Source organism: Jatrophihabitans sp. (assembly GCA_036389035.1).
Lineage (GTDB): Bacteria > Actinomycetota > Actinomycetes > Mycobacteriales > Jatrophihabitantaceae > Jatrophihabitans_A.
Genome location: DASVQQ010000021.1, coordinates 14,205 through 32,700, shown reverse-complemented (window position 1 = coordinate 32,700; position 18,496 = coordinate 14,205). Strand labels below are relative to the sequence as shown.

Below are 18,496 nucleotides of genomic sequence, written 5' to 3'. Positions count from 1 at the left end.
ATCGTGCTGCCGGCTTGATCGGGGCGAGGCTGGTTGATCGGGCGAACGAAGTTGTTTCGCCGTCCTAGGCGGCCGGTGATTTGTGCAGGTTCTTTTCCACGTGTGCTGCGACGGCGAGCAACCAGGCGCGGTAACTCTTCCAGCCATCACCGGGCGGGTAATAGGAGATGTGGAGCTCGTCCAATAACTGCTCTATCTCTTGCTCGGTGTGGCATTGATCGAGCACTTGGCGCACCTCAGTGCCAAAGCGGGGGGCCCAGTGCGGTTCGCCATCGGTGAAGTCGTCGACTGCGTGCCAAAGATCCGGGTAATCGTCAGCCCAGTCTTCGTGCAGGTAGCCGCCGAGAAATTGCTCCAAGGCTTCGAACTTCATTCGATCACCATAGCCGTGTGGATTCGAAACCCCGTCGGCATCGCTGAACTTCGTCTGAGAACCAGCTTTACCACAGAAGCGTCGACGGGTCCGGTGCTTGTTCGAGTGATGACAACGCCGACATGCTGCGGCATTGAGCCGACGAGCCTATGGGTTTTGCCCGTACCTTCTAGCCAACGATTCACCCTTGGACCGTGCGCATCCAGCACCCGTGCGATGGTGTTCTCTGCGATCTCGCGATCATAAAAGGTGGACGCAGCCTTGAGCTGGGGTTCGGTGGCTAGCCGGTGGCGTAGGTAGTCCTCTGTTTTGCCGACGTGCTTGGCCAGGGTGTGGCCGCCCTCGAGTCCTTCGTGGGCCATCAGGCCGCCGCCGGGGACCAGGTGGGTGACGTTGCCAGCGGCTCGCAAGCCGCGAACGGCGCTGCCGCCGATCGGGACCGCCGCGGCTAGTTGCAGGCCCAGGTGGGTGTTGCTGACCTGCTCGCCCTGGGCCCGGCGGGTGGCGTCGACGGCCACCTGCGTCAGGGCGAGAACGGTCGCCGCTGCCAGGCACGCCATGCCGGCCGGTGGGCAGATGAACAGCAGGCCCACGCCGAGCACGGTCAGGTCGATATTCAGGGTGCCCAGGCAGTCGGAGATGTTGGCCAGGGACGGGTGCGCCAGCGCCCGCTGGTACGGGCTGAGGTGCCGTTTGGCCACTGCGGCCAGGGACCGCCCAAGCGCGGAGAAGCCGTGCTTGTCCCGGGTCGGGTCGGCCTCGTCGGCCTCGAACAGCGCCCGGACGCAGCGATCCAGGGCGTCGGCCCATCGGTCATAGCCGGCCTTGAAGTCTCTGGCGATCAACAGCAGGCCCGCCGTGTCCGCCACCGGCCGGACCGGCAGCGCAGTGGCCCAGAAACTGGCCGGCGCCTGCTCAGGGTCGGTCGGCTGCCGGATCAGCTCGTCATAGCGCTGGCGCAGCTGGCTGCGGGCGGCCAGCAGCCGAGGCGCGGTCTCGTCCAGGGCGCCGGCGTAGGCGTGTAGCGCGCTGGCGTAGCGCTCATAGCGTTCGGCGGTGGCCGACATGCACGGCGCGTTGGCGCGGACCTGCTCGACGAATGCCCGGTGCGCCGGCCCGGTCCATAGCGGGGTGTCGGCGTTGGACAGCAGCACCGAGGCGACCCGGCGCAGCTCAGCGGCCCAGGCGCCGGACCGGGCCGCGGCGGAATGCAGGCCCACCGGATCCCCGGCCGGCATCCGCTGATCCAAGCAGACCTGCGCGGCCAGCAAACCCTCACCAGGCAGCTCGAACCGGCTAATCGCCATAGCCACCGCGCTGGCCGGCCCGCATCCCCATGCCGCAGCACGCTAGGCAAATCGGCCCGACCCGTGCGCTGAGTTATCCACAGCCCAACCGCTCACCGACTCAGCTGGGCTCAGCGCTGTCGCGGCTTCCCACCTGATCGCTGGCCGCGCAGCAGGGCGACAAGCCGGGCGTCACCCTGCTGCGCGGCCGATGTTCAGCGATGGAGCCGGTTCAGGAGTACAGGCAGGCGCCGATGACCGACGACTCGTCCCAGTTCACCGTGTCGAGCCGGGACCAGCCGTTCACGCCGGTACTCAGGTCGCGGATGTAGAGCCAGTAGGTGCTGCCGTTGTAGACCATGCAGTGGACGTCGATGTTGTGACTGGCATAACCGACGCCGAGGGCATCGCAATCCGGAGACGGGGGAGATCAGCCTTACGCCGGAACAGAATCAGCGCTGAGTGGCGACTACATCGGTCGCGTACGACCGATGCCGAGGGACCAACATCCGGCTGTCACAGAGCCGGCCGGCAGACTTTCCGCGTGCGGGCTCAGCGGTAGGCGGAGAACCCGGTGAGCCGCTCGCCGAGCACCAGGGTGTGCACCTCGTGAGTGCCCTCGTAGGTGTAGACCGTCTCCAGGTTCACCGCGTGCCGCAGCGCCGGGTACTCGGTGGTGATGCCCGAACCACCCAGGATGCTGCGAGCCTCCCGGCAGACCTCCAAGGCTGAGCGAACGTTGGAGAACTTGCCGAAGCTGACCTGGTGTGGCTGGAGCTGGTGGGCGTCCTTGAGTTCGCCCAGCCGGCGCGACACCAGCTGCATGTTGGCCACCGTCACCGCCAGCTCGGCCAGCTTGCGCTGGGTCAGCTGGAAGCCCGAGATCGGCCGGCCGAACTGGACCCGGCTGTTGGCGTAGTCCAGGGCGCTGGCCAGGGAGTCGCGGGCCGCGCCGACCACGCCGCTGATGATCCCGAACCGCGCCTCGGTCAGGCACCCCAGCGGCGCGCGCAGCCCGCGGGCCTCGGGCAGCTGGGCACTGGCCGGCAACCGGACCTCGTCGAAGCTCAGCTCAGAGGTGATCGAGGCGCGCAGCGAGATCTTGTGATGCACGTCGGAGCTGGTGTACCCAGGGGTGCCCTTCTCGACCAGGAAGCCCCGCACGCCGTCGTCGGTGCGTGCCCACACCACGGCGACCTCGGAGATCGAGCCGTTGGTGATCCACATCTTCGAGCCGTGCAGGATCCAGTCGGCGTCCTCGCCCGGGCCGGAGCGGCGGGCGTAGGTGCGCATCGACGACGGGTCCGAGCCGGCGTCGGCCTCGGTCAGGCCGAAGCAGCCGATCGCCTCGCCGCGGGCCATCCTGGGCAGCCACTCACGCTTCTGCTCCTCGCTGCCGTAGGCGTGGATGGCATACATCGCCAGCGAGCCCTGCACGCTGACCAGGGACCGCAGGCCCGAATCGACCGCCTCGATCTCGGTGCAGGCCAGCGCGTACTGACTGGCCTTGGCGCCGGCGCACTCGTAACCCTGCAGGTGCATGCCGAGCACGCCGAGCTTGCCGAACTCCAGCGCCAGGTCTCGAGCCGGCAAGGTGCCCGCCTCGAACCACTCGGCGATGTGCGGACGAAGCTGCTCGGTGGCGAACCTGCGGACGGTGTCGCGAAGCAGCCGATCCTCGCTGTCCAGGGTGTCGTCGAGGTCGAGCAGGTCCAACCGGTCCAGAGCGTTGAAGTCGGCCTGAGGTGCGATCGTCATGGACGTCACGATAGTCCCCGGGGTGCTTTGCCGCCTCGGGCTGCGAGGCGAGTGTGGGGTAGTCGTTAGGCTGTCGGACATGTCCGGACCGCTGCCCTTCGACCCGGTCGAGCGTGCCAGCGATTCGTGGGCCAAGCACTACCCCGAAGCCGGCGAGCAGGTGTACGCCGCGATGCGGGCGGTGACCTCGATCATGCGTGCCCAGCAGATCCTGATCGCCGGCCTGGACGCCTCGTTGCGGCCCTTCGGCCTGACCTTCGCCCGCTACGAGGCGCTGGTGCTGCTGACCTTCTCCTCCACCGGCGCGCTGCCGCTGTCCAAGATCGGTGAGCGGTTGCAGGTGCACGCGACCAGCGTGACGAACCTGATCGACCGGTTGGAGGCCTCGGGCATGGTGCGCCGCGAGCCCAACCCGCGTGACGGCCGGGGCACCCTGGCGGTCCTCACCGATGAGGGCCGGCGGGTCGCCGACGCGGCCACCCGCGAGCTGCACAAGAACCAGTTCGGGCTGCAGGGACTCACGCTCGAGGACCTGCAGGGCCTGTTCACCACCCTGCGCCGGCTGCGGATCGAGGCCGGCGACTTCGCCGTCTGAACGCCGGCCGCCGGAAGAACGCTCAGCGCCGTCAGCGCACCGGATGGCAGCGCACCGGATGGCAGCGCACGGGCTGTCAGCGCACGGGCTGTCAGCGCACCGCCGGCTCGAGGATGCTCAGCCGGCGCTGCCGCGGATCGACCAGCAGTTGCCGTCCCAGCGGCAGCACCCCCATCGGGGATGAGTGGCCGTAGTCCAGGTTGGCCACGAACGGCAGGTCGGGACGCCCAGCCACCACCAGTTCGTCGCGGATCGCGTCGTAGAGGGCCAGGGTCTCGCGCAGCGACATCGCCTCGGGCCGGGAGAACAGCAGGGCCGAGATCCGCTCCAGGACGCCGAGCGCGGCGAACTGGCGCAGCCAGACCTGAACCTGCAGTTGTGGCGGCCGCTCGTTGGAGATCTCCAGGTGCAGCACCGCGCCCTCGAAGTCGGTCAGGGCGGGCCAGATCTCGGTGCCCATCGCCTGCGCCAGCACCTCCAGGCAGCCGCCCATGATGGGCCCCTGAACCGGCTCGCTGCCCTGCAGCCACAGCCAGCCGTAGTTGGGCACCCAGCGCCGCCGCCTGCTCTGCAACTCGGGGTCGGACCAGTCCAGCAGCTCCTCGGTCCATTCCGCCGCCGGGGCCAGGTCACCGACCGGTTCTCCTGACATCACCGTCGCGCGGAAGGACTCGGCGCTGAACTCGGCGATCCCGCCGTTCTCGGCCGCCGTGCTGAGCACCGCCATGCCGTAGAACGAGCCCACGCCGGCCTTGCCGAAGGCCAGGTGGTTGATCGTGGTGTCGGAATAGCCGGTGAACACCTTCGGATGCGCGGCGATCAGGTCGAGATCCAGGTAGGGGAGCATCCGGAGCGCGTGGAAGCCGCCGATCGCCGAGACGATGCCGTGCACCTCGGGGTTCTCCAGCGCCCAGTGCAGGTCCGCCGCCCGCGCTCGCGGGTTGTCGCGCAGCCAGTCGGAGTCCCGGGTGGCGTGCGGCGCCTCGATCACCCGCAACCCGAAGGTCTCGGCCAGTTGCCGCTTACCGGTGGCGTAGCGGTGCGGCAAGGCCGCGGCCCCGCCGGAGGACAGCGAGACGACGGCGACGGTATCGCCAGGCCGCAGCGCGGGCGGCAGGATCGATGCGTAGGCGGCCATGCCGGTCATTCTCACCGAGCGGGCAAGCGCATTCGAGGCCTGGGATGGTTCGAGGGTGGCGCGGCGGCTGATCGGGGCCGCGAAGGGGCGCCACCTGCGTAATTGCTACGTTAGGTCAGCCAAAGCACCGTTTCTAGAGGAGCGCCATGACCACGCCGGACGCCAGCACCACCATCACCGGCGATGCGGCGGACAGCCGCGGCACTCCGGGCCAGCAGTTCGTGGCCGCCCTTGCCCAGGCCGGTGGGTCCGGCGATCTCACGGTGGCCATCGACGCCCATCTGCCGGGCGCCTTTCCGCTGTTCGCCTCGCGCCCTCGATACCCGGTGCGGCACCTGCTCAACACCGCCTCGGTGGACGCCGACGGCCCGGCCGCCTATGTCTACGAGCCGTCCGCGCAGCGGCGGGAGGACTCGGGCACGACCTATGACGCGACGCCTGAGGCCACCTTCCTGCCCGAGCTGCGGGAGGCCGAGCTCAGCGACCTCACCGTGTCGGTGTCGCTGCCTCCGACGATCCTGGACCGGGCCGCGCTGCTGACCGCCTTCATCGACCGCCGGGTGCTGGTCAGGACGGCCACGATGGAGAACCAGGTGCTGCTGCGCGGCTCCGAGGACGGCAAGGTCCCCGGCCTGCTCGCCCTGCCCGGGATGCGGCGGCGCAGCAGCGAGCGCAGCCTCGACGAAGCGGTCACCGCGGTGGCCTTCGAGGTGGAGGAGACGGGTGGGTCCTGCGACGGCATCGTCGCCCATCCGGCGGTCTACTGGGAGATGGTGCGGCAGGGCTTGCTGGCCCGGCTGGGCGTCGCCGGCGTCGTGGTGTCCCGAACCCGGATGATCGCGAGAAACACGATGCTGCTGGGCGACTTCCAGGCGGCCGTGACGCTGCTGCTGCCGCACGTCAACGAGCTGTCACTGCGGCGCCGCGCCGGCGCCCGAGGCGAGGACGTCATTCAAGCGCGGACCCGGCTGGGGCTGGCTGTGCACGTGCCGCAGCACCTGATCGAGTTGACCTGGAACGGCTCCGACAGCTGAGCCGGCAGTACCAGCCGACGGTGGGCCAACGACCGGGACTGGGAACGACCGGGACTGGGAAACGACCGGGACTGAGAAACGACCGGGCCGGGGAAACGACCGCGACTGAGAACGACCGAAGCAAGGAGGCTGACCGTGGATCTCGGGCTGACCGGACGGGTGGCGCTGGTGGCCGGCTCGAGCAGCGGCCTCGGCCTGGCGGTGGCCAAGACGCTTGCCGCCGAGGGAGCGCACGTGGCGATCTGCGGCCGCGACATCGACAAGTTGGCCCACGCCGAGGCCGAGGTGGCCGCGCTCGGACCCGGCAAGGTCATCAGCACGGCCCTGGACCTGACGGACGAGGCAGCCGCGGCCGCCTGGATCGAGCACGCCGCCGAGGCACTGGACGGACTAGACATCCTGGTCACCAACTCCGGCGGTGTTCCGGGTGGGCCGGTCGACGACTTCGCGGTCGCCGACTACCGCAGGGCGATCGACACCAGCCTGTTGCCGCACGTGAGCCTCACCCTGGCGGCGCTGCCGCTGCTCAGGCAGCGCGGTTGGGGCCGCATCCTGATGATCGCCTCCGAAGTGGTGCGCCAGCCCAATCCGATCTATGGCCTGTCCTCGGTGGCCCGGCTGGGGATCCTCGGCTACATGAAGGGGCTGGTGGACGCCCTCGGCGACAGCGGGGTGACCGTCAACGTGCTGGCTCCCGGATATCACCGCACCAAGATGCTGGTCGACCAGTTCGGCGACGATGTCGACGCCGGCCTTGCCCGGGTTGCTGAGGACATCCCGCTCGGACGGATCGGCGACCCGTCCGACTTCGGCGCCCTGGCCGCCTTCTACGCCAGCAACCAGGCACGCTTCATCACCGGCGCGGTGATCATGGCTGACGGCGGCAACACCCGCGGCATCGGCTGAGGATTCAGGGCGCGCGGCACGGGCGCGGTGGAATGGGCAGCCCGGATCGCCGGTTGTCGCTGACGAGGCTCGGCTATGCCGGCGATAGCCCGGACGGCCAACCCAGGCGACCCAGACGATCAAGACCAGACGACCCGACCCGAACGACCCAGCCCCCAGACGATCCAGCCCCCAGACGATCCAGCCGCCAGACGATCCAGCCGCCAGACGCCAAACGATCCAGCCGCCCAGACCAGGGAGAAGTCGGTGATGTGTGACGTGAGGGACCCAAAACTGTCAGACCTCCTTGGGACAATTTGAGGCATGAAACAGGAGTTCTCCATCCCGTCGCTGGCCGCTCGGATCGCCACGGAAGCGGACGCTTACAAGCTGATGGAGGAGCTGCGCTGGCCGGGTGGTCAGCCCGATTCGTGCCCGCAGTGCGGCGCGGGTGAGAAGTTCTACTACCTGGCACCGAGGGACGGTGGCGAGGTCCGTAAGACCCGCACCGGAGCCGACACCGCGCGCCGGTTGTGGAAGTGCGCCACCTGCCGCAAGAAGTTCTCCGTGCTCACCGGCACCGTGTTCCACGGCTCCAAAATCCCGATCAGGACGTGGCTGTTCGTCACCCTGGAACTAGCGGCCAGCAAGAACGGCGTCAGCGCCCGCGAGATTGAGCGCAAGTACAACCTGACCCCTAAGACGGCCTGGTTCATGGTGCACCGACTCCGCGAGGGGATGCGCCGCGACGACACCGCCGACTTCCTGTCCGGTGTCATCGTCGCGGATGAGACGTGGATCGGCGGCGACCCCGGCAACCAGCACGCCCGTAAGCGGGTGGCGATGGGTCCGGACCGTTGGACGACACAGAAGACGACGATCCTGTCGGTGATCGACAAGGCGACCGGCGAAGCACGCTCCGCCGTGGTGCCCAACGTCCGCGCGTCCACCCTCCGCAAGGCGATGGAACAGGAGCTGGCGGTCAACCTCGGCGCGTCCACCCTGCACACCGACTCCGCCACCTACTACAAGCGCATCGCGGCCACCACCAAGGGCCATGAGTCGGTGAACCACAACCAGGGCGAGTACGTCCGGAACGGCGTCAGCACGAACATGGCGGAGGGGTTCTTCTCCCAGCTAAAGCGCTCCATCGACGGCACTCACCATCACGTCAGCAAGGAGCACCTACCGCGCTATCTGGCGCAGTTCGACTGGCTGTACAGCAACCGCAACGCCACCGACACGGAGCGGATGCGGACCCTGCTGGGCAACGTCGGCGGGCGGCGACTGACCTACCGGCCGCTTGTCGGCAACCGCTGATCTGAGGGGGTACGGCAAGGCCGGTTCTTCCGATACGGTGCCTCAGAACCGCCACCGTCAGAGGGAGACTTCAATGAGCGACACCGTGACCACGCTCCATTACGGCACCGAGAGTTTCATTCTCGACCTGGAAGCTGACGCTGACGCCGTTGAGGACCTAACCATTGGAATCAACATGGCCATCCAGGACGGCGGCCGGTTCGTCACGGTGCCCACCAACGACCGGGGGGAACCCCGAGAGCTGCACATCCTGTTCAGCCCCGGTGTCCCCGTCTGGATCACCACGGTAAGCAAGCGCCCGGCGAAGGTCCGCGAGGCCACTGTCCTGTAGGGCGATCACGTACTGGATGCCCGCACGTGCGCCGATCACGGTCACGTCGATGCTCTGACAGGCAAGCTGCGCTTTGCCGAACTTTTCACCGGCTGAGCGGACCAACTGCGCGGGCGATTCCTGCAAGGCGTGCTCCACAGCGGTCCTCCGGGAATTGTCGTAGGTGGCGTCTAGCTTCCGGGCATTGGTGATGACCTGACGGAAGGGAGACGGGCAGCCCTGTCGAGTGACGGGCTGGAGCAGTGACTTAGGCGGCCCCGGCCGGTGCGCTAACACCGGCCAGGGCCTTGATCGCACTACCTATCGGGACTAGGAGTACGACCCAATGCAGCACAGTAACGGCAATACCGGCCCAACCGCGTCCGAGTTTGGCGACACCCCGGGCGACTGGGTGCCCACACCGGAGCAACCGTGGCGACCTGTCGTCGGTGACGACAGCGGAGCCCCTTATCAGTTCGACTACGGCGCGGACTGGTGCGCCGACCGGGCCAGCCACCCGCAGTTCCAAGACGACGGGTACCCGTCGCTCAACCACCACCGCACCGAGTGCCGGAGCTATGACGGCTGGTTCGGCGCGTTGTCCGACGACGGGCGGCCGGGCTACCTCTCGGCGTACCTGATGCGCCCGTTCCGGTTCGGCCAGGAGCGGGGCAGCACCGTCGATGAGACCCGGCTCGCTATCGAGTTCGACCCGGCCGAGGACGACGCCGGGGAGCTGTTCCGGTGCACCGTCCCGGCGACGATCATCCGCAACCTGGCCGCTCACCTGACGCAGACTGCGAACGTGGGCGACGGTTGGCGGGCACCGCGCCAGGTCAGGCTCACCCTGGTCGAGTAGCTTCCCCGACCGAGAGCGGCGGGTCAGGCCAACGCCTGATCCGCCGCTTTCTGCTGCCTACGCGCTGATGAGGCGGCGCTCGCTGTCGATGAGCTGTTGAGCCCTCGGGTTGAGCTTGGGCAGGCGAGGTGGCGCGAGGGGTATCTGTGCCACGGTGGCGGGCACCGGGTAGAGCGGGTCACGCTGCGGTGGCGGGTTGAGCACGTCAGCCACCCGGAGCAGGGTGATGTCCAAGCCGTCCTTGACCCGGGCGCGGGCGACTTCTTCCCGGGCGTCACGGGTGAAGCTGAAAGCGACGATGTAGCCCTTATCGCTACCGTTGCGCTTCATCGCCGTCTCAAAATTGTCCACGACATTGCGGCCGACCTTTTCCGACTGCTTGACCTGGATCGGGTCGTGCACCATGAATGAGAAACCGTCGATGCCCATATCCCGCGACTTGCGCGGTGAGGCGGTGCCGAAGAACTGCTGAATTACCCAATTCTGGAACTCGAAAGGCTTGAGTGCGCGTAGCGCGTCCTCATCGACCGGCAGGCCCTCAGTGATCGGCCGGACATTGCCGTTCGTCTGCTTGTAGATCCGTCGGTACATCAGGTTGACCGCTGTGGGGCTGATGTCGATACCGACCCACTGCCGTCCCAATCGCTGCGCGACGGCAACCGTGGTCCCGCACCCGCAGAACGGGTCTAGCACCACATCGCCCTTTTTGGTGCTGGCTGAGATGATCCGCTCAAGCAGCGCTTCCGGCTTCTGAGTCGGGTATCCAAGCCGCTCCCGGTCCCGGGTGGACAGCCAACGCACGTCGGCATCCACCCCTGCATCGGTGCCGAACACCGTCCTCTCGGTGTAGGGCTGATAGGCCCAGATGTCGGGGGCGGGAGTGCCGTCGGCCGGGGTAACCCGGTGCTCGTATCCCGGCCATGCCGCGCCCGGAACGAAGGTGATGAAGCCCAGCTCGGCCAGCCGGTCTAGCTTCTGATGCTGGGTCATGCCGGTGAAGTCCTCACCGCAGTCCTCTAACAACGCGCCGGGGATCGCCCAATGCCGGTCCTTGGCCGAGGGGTCATACCCGCGCCACGGCAGGCCCGACTCACCGCCGCGCCGGCCGCTGCCGGTCAGGACGTTGCCGTAGTAGTTCGTGCGCCAGCCCAGGGCGTCCTCTACGAAGTGCTGCTCGACGTGGCCGCGCATGTAGGGCCGCCGGATCGTGTTCCACGTCGCCTGATTGCTCTTGACGTAGTACAGGATCGTGTCGTGGATCGGACTGAATCGGCGGGCTTTGCCATGAGCGCCGGTACGCCGCCAAATGATTTCGTTTCGGAAGTTGCCCACTCCGAAAATCTCGTCCAGCATGACTTTCAGGTAGTGGCTGGCGTGCGGGTCGCAGTGTAGGTACAGCGAGCCGGTGTCTTTCAGTACCCGGTACATCTCCAAGACGCGGTGACGCATCCAGTCGATATAGACCTGGATGCCGCCTTCCCAGCGGTCCTCAAATGACCGAACCTCCGCCTCGTCACCCCAAATGACTTCGTAGAAGCGGTTGCTGAAAAAAGGCGGGTCAAGGTAAACGAGGTCCACGGAATCAGACGGGAGAGCCGACAGCCGAACCAAATTGTCGCCGCAGTACAGAACGCCGGTATCGAGAGAGCCTGACAAGCGACCCACAACGCACCCCCATCGACTGGCGCAGACATGACAGATCGAACGAGGCTATACCTCGCATTGAGGGTTTCGCTCGGGGAAAGGGGACACAAGTTCATTACGGTAACTTCAGCCCCAACCGCCTTAGAGGCGATGTCACCGCATCGGTCTGGCCGCTACTTCTTGCCCTTGTCGCCGGACGGCTTGTCCTGGACACGGCCAGACGGCGGCGTTCGCAGGAGCTTCTTGAGCACGTCTTCGGGGTCCATCGGGTAGAAGGACACCCGGTCGTCCCGGCCTAGCGGCTTGTCGTCGGGGTTCTGGCGTCGGGCTGCCTTGCTAGCCACCGGCTGCCCTCCCTCGTCATCGGGTGCGCATTCCTGCGCAGTCTTGCGCAACGTGCCCCCTCAGTATGCAGCCTTGTCCGCTCTAGGCGGACAACCTCTCCGGTCTGACCTGACCGGACCTGACCGGACCTGACCGGTTCTTTCGGCCCTTGGGTCCCTCACGTCACACATCACCGAGAAGTCGTGTCAGTAGAGAACAGCGTTGCGCCCGCGAGCCAGTCCGGCGTCTTCGAGATCGCCGGCAGGAGCGTCCATCGATTGGGGTACGGGGCGATGCGGATCACCGGCCCGGGAATCTGGGGCGAGCCGGCCGATCGCGCCGAGTGCGTCGCGGTGCTGCGCCGGGCGGTCGAACTGGGCGTCGACTTCATCGACACCGCCGACTCCTACGGCCCCGGGACCAGCGAGGAGATCATCGCCGAGGCGTTGCACCCTTACGCCGGCAACGTGCTGGTCGCCACCAAGGCCGGGCTGACCCGTTCCGGCCCGAACCAGTGGGCTCCGGTGGGCCGGCCGGCCTACCTGCGCCAGCAGGCCGAGCTGTCGCTGCGCCGGCTGAAGCTGGAGCGGATCGAGCTGTTCCAGCTGCACCGGATCGACGCCGAGGTGCCGCTGGCCGATCAGGTCGGCGAGCTCAAGGCGCTGCAGGACGAGGGCAAGATCGGCGCCATCGGGCTGTCCGAGGTGAGCGTCCCCGAGATCGAGGCAGCCCGCGAGATAGCCGAGATCGCGACCGTGCAGAACCTCTACAACCTGGCCAACCGGCAGTCCGAGGATGTGCTGCGCTACTGCGAGGCCGAGGGCATCGGCTTCATCCCGTGGTACCCGATCGCCGCCGGTGACCTGGCCAAGCCCGGCGGCGCGGTCGACCACGTGGTGCGGGCGACCGGGGCGACGCCGTCCCAGGTGGCGCTGGCCTGGCTGCTGGCCACGTCGCCGGTCACCCTGCCGATCCCGGGCACGTCCAAGGTGAGTCACCTGGAGGAGAACATCGGTGGCGCGGGCCTGCGGCTGACCGACGAGCAGGTCGCCGAACTGACCGAGGCCGTGCGCTAGTCGTCCCAGTGAAGAGAACGCTGAGGACTACTAGGACGTCCTAGCATATTAGTCGGACGTCCTAGTAGTATCAGCTCATGGATCCCGAGCAGATCGAGGCGGGCCGCGCCCGCTGGCAGCAGCGTTACGAGAAGTCCCGCATCGCCGAGCGCGATTTCACCACCCTGTCCGGCGTCGAGGTGCAACCGGTCTACGGACCCCCCGAGGGCAGCTCCGACCCCCGTTTCGAGCGGATCGGCTGGCCGGGGGAGTTTCCGTTCACCCGGGGCCTGCACGCCAGCGGCTTCCGCGGCAAGCCCTGGACGATCAGGCAGTTCGCCGGCTTCGGCAACGCCCAGCAGACCAATGAGCGCTACAAGATGATCCTGGCCTCCGGTGGCGGCGGGCTGTCGGTCGCCTTCGACATGCCGACCCTGATGGGCCGGGACTCCGATGACCCGCGGGCCCTCGGCGAGGTCGGGCACTGCGGCGTGGCCATCGACACGGCCGCCGACATGGACACCCTCTTCGACGGCATCGACCTGGGCTCGGTCACCACCTCGATGACCATCTCGGGCCCGGCGGTGCCGGTGTTCTGCATGTACATGGTGGCCGCCGAGCGCCAGGGCGTGGACATCTCCCGGCTCAACGGCACCCTGCAGACCGACATCTACAAGGAGTACATCGCCCAGAAGGAGTGGATCTACCCACCGGAGCCGCACCTGAAGCTGATCGGCGACCTGATGGAGTTCGTCGCCGAGGGCATTCCGGCCTACAAGCCGCTGTCGGTGTCGGGCTACCACATCCGTGAGGCCGGGGCCACGGCCGCGCAGGAGCTGGCGTTCACCCTTGCCGACGGCTTCGGCTACGTCGAGCTGGGCCTGTCCCGCGGCCTGGACATCGAGCAGTTCGCGCCGGGCCTGTCGTTCTTCTTCGACGCCCACCTGGACTTCTTCGAGGAGATCGCCAAGTTCCGGGCAGCCCGGCGGATCTGGGCCCGGTGGCTGCGCGACGTCTACGGCGCCAAGACCGTGAAAGCTCAGCAGCTGCGGTTCCACACCCAGACCGCCGGGGTGTCGCTGACCGCCCAGCAGCCGGAGAACAACATCGTCCGGACCGCCATCGAGGCGCTGGCCGCGGTGCTGGGCGGCACCAACTCGCTGCACACCAACGCCCTGGACGAGGTGCTGGCGCTGCCCACCGACAAGTCCGCCCAGATCGCGCTGCGCACCCAGCAGGTGATCGCCGAGGAGATCGGCGTGCTCAACGTCGCCGACCCGCTCGGTGGCTCGTGGTACGTCGAGGCGCTGACCGACAAGATCGAGGCCGAGGCGGAGAAGATCTTCGCCCACATCAAGGAGATGGGCGGCGACGGCACCATGACCGCCGGCCTGCTGCGCGGCATCGAGGACGGCTGGTTCACCGGCGAGATCGCCGAGTCCGCCTTCCGCTACCAGGTCGCGCTGGAGAAGGGCGACAAGCGAGTGGTCGGGGTCAACGTCCACCAGGGCGAGTACGGCGAGCCGCTGGAGATCCTGCGGGTGTCCCACGAGGTCGAGCTGGAGCAGCGCGAGCTGGTGCAGCGCCGGCGTGCCGAGCGCGATGACGCCGCCGTCGAGGAGGCGCTGAAGCGGATGGTGGCCGCTGCCGAGGCGGATGAGAACACCGTGCCGGCCATGCTGGACGCGGTGCGCGCCGAGGCCAGCCTGGGCGAGATCTGCAACGCGTTCAAGCCGCTGTGGGGCGAGCACCGCGAGCCTGCCCGGTTCTGACACCGCGGGCCTGCCCGCTTCCGACACCCCCGTCCTGATCGGTGAACGGCTTGTCAATGCCCTGGCGTGCTGAGGCGCCCGGGCCGCTGACCGGTCGCTGAGCCGCGACTGGAAAAATGAGTGCCATGCGTCCTGGTTCCCGTCCCGCCCGCTCCAAGTCCGCTGCGCCCGCCCCGTCACCGGCCGCCGTCGCGGCGATGTCCGGGGCGGTCGACCTGGCCGCCGTGAAGGCACGTTCGGAGGCCGCTGCCCGGGCCGCGAGCGCTCCGCCGCCGTCGGCCGGGCAGTTCGTGGTAGTGGCGACCGAGGCCAACTTCCAGGCCGAGGTGCTGGACCGCTCCTTCCAGGTGCCGGTGCTGCTGGACCTGTGGGCGGACTGGTGCGAGCCGTGCAAGCAGCTCTCACCGTTGCTGGAGCGCCTCGCCCAGGAGTTCGGCGGCAGCTGGGTGCTGGCCACCGTCGATGTCGAGGCCAATCCGCGGATCGCGCAGATGCTGCAGGTGCAGAGCATCCCCACGGTCTTCGCGGTGATCGGCGGGCAGCTGGTGCCGGGCTTCCAGGGGGCGCTGCCCGAGGCGCAGGTGCGCGAGTTCCTGACGGCGCTGCTGCAGGCTGCCAGCCAGGCCGGCCTGGCAGGTCCTGGCGCCGTGGCCGGGGCTCCGGACGGCACGGCGGGCCCGGCCGCCGCCCCCGAGCCGCCTGAGGACGAGCGGTTCACCGCCGCCGAGGACGCGCTGGAGGCCGGGAACTTCGACCTGGCCGCCGAGCGTTACCAGGCGATCCTGAACGCCGAGCCGGCCAACGTCGAAGCGCAGTTGGCCCTGCGCCAGGTCGGGCTGCTGCGCCGGCTCTCGGCCCTGCCGCGGGACGCGCTGCAGGTGGCGGCCGCGGAGCCGGACAATGTCGAGGCCCAGCTGGCCGCCGCCGACGCCGAGCTGGCGAACAACCAGATCGAGGCTGCCTTCAGCCGGCTGGTCGGGCTGGTGCGGCGGCTGCGCGGCGAGGATCGGATGCCGGTCCGGGACCGGCTGGTGGAGTACTTCGAACTGCTCGGCCCGGACGACCCGCGGGTGCCGCCGACCCGTCGCGAGCTGGCCAACGCCCTGTTCTGAACGATGCATGACGAGCTGCTGCCGATGCCTGTATCGGCCATGTGCAGCTTCATAGCAGCTGCTGTTCGACCGCATGGAGATTTCAGGGCTGACGTCGATCTATCGCGCAGGTACCCAGCGGTGATCATCTCCCAAGGCTCCGGGTCAGATCACTGGGCTCGGATCACGTTGGGCGACGAGGTCTTCTCCCTCAACGTCGATCGCGGGTACCAGCTGTTCTCCTTGGAGCTGGGGGCGTCGGAACAGGCAGGACTTCTCGAAGAGCTGGTGGGGTTGGCAACGACCTACCTGCAAGGAAAATTCTCACTAGAGGCCGGACGATCATGGCTCGGGCGCGAAAGGAGCCGCATGACGATCAGCTATGGGGGGACGGACCATGTCCTGTCCGCCATGCGGCGGTGAGGCTGCCGCGCGGCACCTGCGGCATGATCGTCCGGCGGGATGACGCCCAGCCGGCTGGGCAACGGATTGGCAACGTCGGCCTCGTTCGCCTGGCAGCTGCGTGGGCCCGGCTGGCAGCATCGGGCTGATCCCACGAGGCCTTCGAGGCGGCAGGAGTAGTCGATGCACCGTCAACCCATCCGAACCCTGGCTGTGGCCTTGCTCTGCGTAGCCGGCTGCCTCGTCGGTTTCAGCCAGCCGTCGGCCGCGGCCGCGCCCCAGATCGTCTACACCTACGAGGTGCGCGGGTTGGCGAACAGCAGCAACCTGGAATCCTTCGCGGCCGCGGCGGCGAGCAACTACGCCGACTCGCGCGGATGGAACCTCGGCGGCTCGATCGCCTTCCGCAGGGTCGCCTCGGGTGGGAACTTCACGCTCTGGCTGGCCGCCGCCAACCGGGTGCCCGGCTTCGGGTCGCCCTGCGACAGCAGCTACTCCTGCAGAGTGGGCCGCAACGTCGTGATCAACGAGACCCGCTGGCTGACCGGCTCGCCGTCCTGGAACGCCACCGGAGCCTCGCTGGCCGGCTACCGGCACATGGTCCTCAACCACGAGACCGGCCACTGGCTCGGCTTCGGGCATTCGTTCTGCGGCGGCTCGGGCCAGCTGGCGCCGGTGATGCAGCAGCAGTCCATCTCGATGCAGGGTTGCCGTCCGAACTCCTGGCCGACCGCCAGCGAGCGACAGCGGCTGGCCACTTCGCGCGGCGTGCCGATCCGCACCGGCAACCCGGTGGGCAGCGTGGACAACGTGGTGCCGGGGCTGGCGGCGATCTTCATACGTGGCTGGGCGATCGATCCGGACACCTCGGCGCCCACCCTGGTGACCGTCCAACTGGACAGCAGCGCGATCACGGTACGGGCCGACAGCCGGCGCGACGACGTCGGCCGCAGCCATCCGGGATACGGCAGCAACCATGGTTACCGGTTGACGCTGAATGCGAGTCCGGGCCGGCACACCGTGTGCGTACGTGCGCACAACGCCGCCGGGGCCGGCGCTACGGTGCTGCTGGGTTGCCGGACGGTGCTGGTCAGCGGCACCCCGATCGGGCACCTGGACTCGGTGGTGCCGTCCGGGCAGGGCATTCTCGTCACCGGCTGGGCACTTGACCCCGACAGCAGCGTCCGGCCGGTGCCGGTGGCGGTGTACCAGCGGCCAGGGGGCCAGGTCGGCATCTGGGCGAACCAGCCCAGGCAGGACGTGGCCGAGCGCTATCCGCGCTGGGGCGCCGCGCACGGCTTCAAGGTGCTGATGCGAGCCAACCCCGGACTGCACGAGGTGTGTGCCTACGCGCGCAACATCTACGGCATCGGCAGCACCGCCACCCTCGGCTGCCGGACGGTGCTGGTGCCCGCCTGATCAGTGCGGTGGAGCCGGTGAGCGAGCTGGCCGGGCCAGCGCAAGCAGCCCGGGCTGACCCGCGACCAGGACGCCGTCCCAGTTGCGGACGCCGTCCCGGTCGCGGGCCTCGCCGCGGGTCAGTCCTCCAGCGGGTTGCGCTGGCCGTGCGGGACGTGGGGCATGATCGCGTTCGGCGGGATCACGCCCAGCCGGCCGGCCTGGTAGTCGGCCAGCGTCTGCTGCAACTCGGCGCGGGTGTTCATCACGAACGGGCCGTACTGCACCATCGGCTCCCGGATCGGCTCGCCGCCCAGCAGGATGATCTCCAACGAGCTGGTCCGGGTGTCCTGGCGGGTGTCGGCGCTGACGGTGATCCGGTCGCCGGGGCCGAAGACCGCGAGCTGGCCGGCGTGGATCGGTTCGGCCTTCGGGCCGATCGTCCCCGAACCCGCCATCACGTAGCCGAGCGCGTTGTAGGTGGGCTGCCACGGCAGTGACAGCTGCGCGCCGGGCGCGATCGAGGCGTGCAGCAGCGTGATCGGGGTGTGCGTGGATCCCGGGCCCTGATGCCCGTCGATCTCGCCGGCGATGACCCGCAGCAGCGAGCCGCCGTCAGCACTGGCCAGCAGGGTGATCTGACCGGCCTCGATGCCCTGGTAGTTCGGCGTCAGGAACTTGTCCTTGGCCGGCAGGTTCACCCACAGCTGGAAGCCGTGGAACAGCCCGCCCTCTTCGACCAGCTTCTCCGGCGGGGTCTCGATGTGCAGCAGGCCCGCGCCGGCGGTCATCCACTGGGTGGAGCCCTCGGTGATCACGCCGCCGCCACCGTGGGTGTCCTGGTGGATGAACTGGCCCTCGATCAGGTAGGTCACCGTCTCGAAGCCGCGGTGCGGGTGCCAGTGGGTTCCCTTGGGCTCGCCGGCGGCGTAGTCCACCTCGCCCATGTGGTCCATCATGATGAACGGGTCCAGGTAGCGGTAATCGATGCCCGCCATCGTCCGGCGCACCGGAAAGCCTTCGCCCTCGATGCCGGCCGGTGCGGAGGACACCGCGAGCACCGGGCGCTCGACGTCACCCAGCGCGGCTCCGGTCACCCGGGGCAGGGTCATGGTGTCAGCGGTAACGGCTGCCATATCTCTCAAGCCTCCTAAGCTTCGTTGCATCTGCAACTACATGCTCAAACCTGGGCCCGGTGGGATGTATTCCATAGTGCGTCACGCCGCACACCGGAGTCGCGTCAACGGCTCCA

19 protein-coding genes are annotated in these 18,496 nt (G+C 68.3%); 11 read left to right on the top strand and 8 right to left on the bottom strand.

Features of this window, described 5'->3' with window-relative positions:
* Window positions 1-64 precede the first annotated feature (64 nt).
* The 4 genes from VF557_13355 to VF557_13340 form a co-directional block, all read right to left on the bottom strand.
* Window positions 65-373 (bottom strand): contact-dependent growth inhibition system immunity protein, encoded by a 309-nt coding sequence (locus VF557_13355; protein HEX8081191.1) that lies wholly within the window; start codon window positions 371-373, stop codon window positions 65-67.
* The gene (locus VF557_13350) at window positions 370-1,680 is read right to left on the bottom strand and encodes an RNase A-like domain-containing protein (GenBank protein HEX8081190.1); all 1,311 of its coding nucleotides are present in this window, start codon (window positions 1,678-1,680) and stop codon (window positions 370-372) included. The genes VF557_13355 and VF557_13350 overlap by 4 nt, the downstream gene beginning before the upstream one ends.
* Window positions 1,681-1,891: 211 nt before the next feature.
* The gene (locus tag VF557_13345; protein HEX8081189.1) at window positions 1,892-2,020 is read right to left on the bottom strand and encodes a hypothetical protein; all 129 of its coding nucleotides are present in this window, start codon (window positions 2,018-2,020) and stop codon (window positions 1,892-1,894) included.
* 191 nt (window positions 2,021-2,211) lie between these two features.
* Entirely contained in the window at window positions 2,212-3,417 is a 1,206-nt protein-coding gene (locus VF557_13340) for an acyl-CoA dehydrogenase family protein (protein ID HEX8081188.1), read from the bottom strand.
* Window positions 3,418-3,496: 79 nt separating this feature from the next.
* Between VF557_13340 and VF557_13335 the strand changes: the two genes are divergently transcribed.
* Window positions 3,497-4,012, top strand: a complete 516-nt coding sequence (locus VF557_13335; protein HEX8081187.1) for a MarR family transcriptional regulator — start codon at window positions 3,497-3,499, stop codon at window positions 4,010-4,012.
* 91 nt (window positions 4,013-4,103) lie between these two features.
* Here VF557_13335 and VF557_13330 read toward each other — a convergent pair whose 3' ends face one another.
* A complete protein-coding gene (locus tag VF557_13330) occupies window positions 4,104-5,150 on the bottom strand; it encodes a S66 peptidase family protein (protein ID HEX8081186.1) in 1,047 nt (348 codons plus the stop codon).
* Window positions 5,151-5,296: 146 nt separating this feature from the next.
* Between VF557_13330 and VF557_13325 the strand changes: the two genes are divergently transcribed.
* From VF557_13325 to VF557_13305, 5 genes are all read left to right on the top strand, one after another.
* Window positions 5,297-6,184 carry a family 3 encapsulin nanocompartment shell protein gene (locus tag VF557_13325; GenBank protein ID HEX8081185.1) on the top strand — a complete coding sequence of 296 codons (888 nt, stop codon included), beginning with the start codon at window positions 5,297-5,299 and terminating at the stop codon, window positions 6,182-6,184.
* Between the two features lie 135 nt (window positions 6,185-6,319).
* Window positions 6,320-7,090, top strand: coding sequence for an SDR family oxidoreductase (locus VF557_13320; GenBank protein HEX8081184.1), 771 nt, complete (start codon window positions 6,320-6,322; stop codon window positions 7,088-7,090).
* A 303-nt stretch (window positions 7,091-7,393) separates the two neighbouring features.
* Entirely contained in the window at window positions 7,394-8,389 is a 996-nt protein-coding gene (locus VF557_13315; protein ID HEX8081183.1) for an IS1595 family transposase, read from the top strand.
* A gap of 73 nt (window positions 8,390-8,462) precedes the next feature.
* The gene (locus VF557_13310; protein HEX8081182.1) at window positions 8,463-8,720 is read left to right on the top strand and encodes a hypothetical protein; all 258 of its coding nucleotides are present in this window, start codon (window positions 8,463-8,465) and stop codon (window positions 8,718-8,720) included.
* A gap of 325 nt (window positions 8,721-9,045) precedes the next feature.
* Window positions 9,046-9,558 carry a hypothetical protein gene (locus VF557_13305; protein ID HEX8081181.1) on the top strand — a complete coding sequence of 171 codons (513 nt, stop codon included), beginning with the start codon at window positions 9,046-9,048 and terminating at the stop codon, window positions 9,556-9,558.
* Between the two features lie 57 nt (window positions 9,559-9,615).
* On the opposite strand, the gene VF557_13300 is transcribed toward VF557_13305, so the two are convergent.
* Together VF557_13300 and VF557_13295 are read right to left on the bottom strand one after the other, a co-directional pair.
* Complete coding sequence (locus tag VF557_13300) at window positions 9,616-11,136, bottom strand: DNA methyltransferase (protein ID HEX8081180.1); 1,521 nt, start codon at window positions 11,134-11,136, stop codon at window positions 9,616-9,618.
* A gap of 239 nt (window positions 11,137-11,375) precedes the next feature.
* On the bottom strand, window positions 11,376-11,546 hold the full coding sequence (locus VF557_13295) for a hypothetical protein (GenBank protein ID HEX8081179.1): 171 nt from the start codon (window positions 11,544-11,546) through the stop codon (window positions 11,376-11,378).
* A 183-nt stretch (window positions 11,547-11,729) separates the two neighbouring features.
* Between VF557_13295 and VF557_13290 the strand changes: the two genes are divergently transcribed.
* The 5 genes from VF557_13290 (at window position 11,730) to VF557_13270 (ending at window position 17,265) form a co-directional block, all read left to right on the top strand.
* On the top strand, window positions 11,730-12,602 hold the full coding sequence (locus VF557_13290; protein HEX8081178.1) for an aldo/keto reductase: 873 nt from the start codon (window positions 11,730-11,732) through the stop codon (window positions 12,600-12,602).
* 77 nt (window positions 12,603-12,679) lie between these two features.
* On the top strand, window positions 12,680-14,353 hold the full coding sequence (locus tag VF557_13285; GenBank protein ID HEX8081177.1) for a methylmalonyl-CoA mutase family protein: 1,674 nt from the start codon (window positions 12,680-12,682) through the stop codon (window positions 14,351-14,353).
* 125 nt (window positions 14,354-14,478) lie between these two features.
* Entirely contained in the window at window positions 14,479-15,465 is a 987-nt protein-coding gene (locus tag VF557_13280) for a tetratricopeptide repeat protein (GenBank protein ID HEX8081176.1), read from the top strand.
* A 3-nt stretch (window positions 15,466-15,468) separates the two neighbouring features.
* Complete coding sequence (locus VF557_13275) at window positions 15,469-15,867, top strand: hypothetical protein (protein HEX8081175.1); 399 nt, start codon at window positions 15,469-15,471, stop codon at window positions 15,865-15,867.
* A gap of 162 nt (window positions 15,868-16,029) precedes the next feature.
* Window positions 16,030-17,265, top strand: coding sequence for a DUF3152 domain-containing protein (locus VF557_13270; protein HEX8081174.1), 1,236 nt, complete (start codon window positions 16,030-16,032; stop codon window positions 17,263-17,265).
* Between the two features lie 119 nt (window positions 17,266-17,384).
* Here VF557_13270 and VF557_13265 read toward each other — a convergent pair whose 3' ends face one another.
* Window positions 17,385-18,380, bottom strand: coding sequence for a pirin family protein (locus VF557_13265; protein ID HEX8081173.1), 996 nt, complete (start codon window positions 18,378-18,380; stop codon window positions 17,385-17,387).
* Between the last annotated feature and the right edge of the window lie 116 nt (window positions 18,381-18,496).

Excerpts from the sequence above, each read along its gene's own strand:
- VF557_13355 (HEX8081191.1), bottom strand. The coding sequence starts at position 373 with ATGAAGTTCGAAGCCTTGGAGCAATTTCTCGGCGGCTACCTGCACGAA.
- VF557_13330 (HEX8081186.1), bottom strand. The coding sequence starts at position 5,150 with ATGGCCGCCTACGCATCGATCCTGCCGCCCGCGCTGCGGCCTGGCGAT.
- VF557_13310 (HEX8081182.1), top strand. The coding sequence starts at position 8,463 with ATGAGCGACACCGTGACCACGCTCCATTACGGCACCGAGAGTTTCATT.
- VF557_13335 (HEX8081187.1), top strand. The coding sequence starts at position 3,497 with ATGTCCGGACCGCTGCCCTTCGACCCGGTCGAGCGTGCCAGCGATTCG.
- VF557_13305 (HEX8081181.1), top strand. The coding sequence starts at position 9,046 with ATGCAGCACAGTAACGGCAATACCGGCCCAACCGCGTCCGAGTTTGGC.
- VF557_13345 (HEX8081189.1), bottom strand. The coding sequence starts at position 2,020 with ATGGTCTACAACGGCAGCACCTACTGGCTCTACATCCGCGACCTGAGT.
- VF557_13275 (HEX8081175.1), top strand. The coding sequence starts at position 15,469 with ATGCATGACGAGCTGCTGCCGATGCCTGTATCGGCCATGTGCAGCTTC.
- VF557_13280 (HEX8081176.1), top strand. The coding sequence starts at position 14,479 with ATGCGTCCTGGTTCCCGTCCCGCCCGCTCCAAGTCCGCTGCGCCCGCC.
- VF557_13350 (HEX8081190.1), bottom strand. The coding sequence starts at position 1,680 with ATGGCGATTAGCCGGTTCGAGCTGCCTGGTGAGGGTTTGCTGGCCGCG.
- VF557_13270 (HEX8081174.1), top strand. The coding sequence starts at position 16,030 with ATGCACCGTCAACCCATCCGAACCCTGGCTGTGGCCTTGCTCTGCGTA.
- VF557_13315 (HEX8081183.1), top strand. The coding sequence starts at position 7,394 with ATGAAACAGGAGTTCTCCATCCCGTCGCTGGCCGCTCGGATCGCCACG.
- VF557_13285 (HEX8081177.1), top strand. The coding sequence starts at position 12,680 with ATGGATCCCGAGCAGATCGAGGCGGGCCGCGCCCGCTGGCAGCAGCGT.
- VF557_13340 (HEX8081188.1), bottom strand. The coding sequence starts at position 3,417 with ATGACGATCGCACCTCAGGCCGACTTCAACGCTCTGGACCGGTTGGAC.
- VF557_13325 (HEX8081185.1), top strand. The coding sequence starts at position 5,297 with ATGACCACGCCGGACGCCAGCACCACCATCACCGGCGATGCGGCGGAC.
- VF557_13265 (HEX8081173.1), bottom strand. The coding sequence starts at position 18,380 with ATGGCAGCCGTTACCGCTGACACCATGACCCTGCCCCGGGTGACCGGA.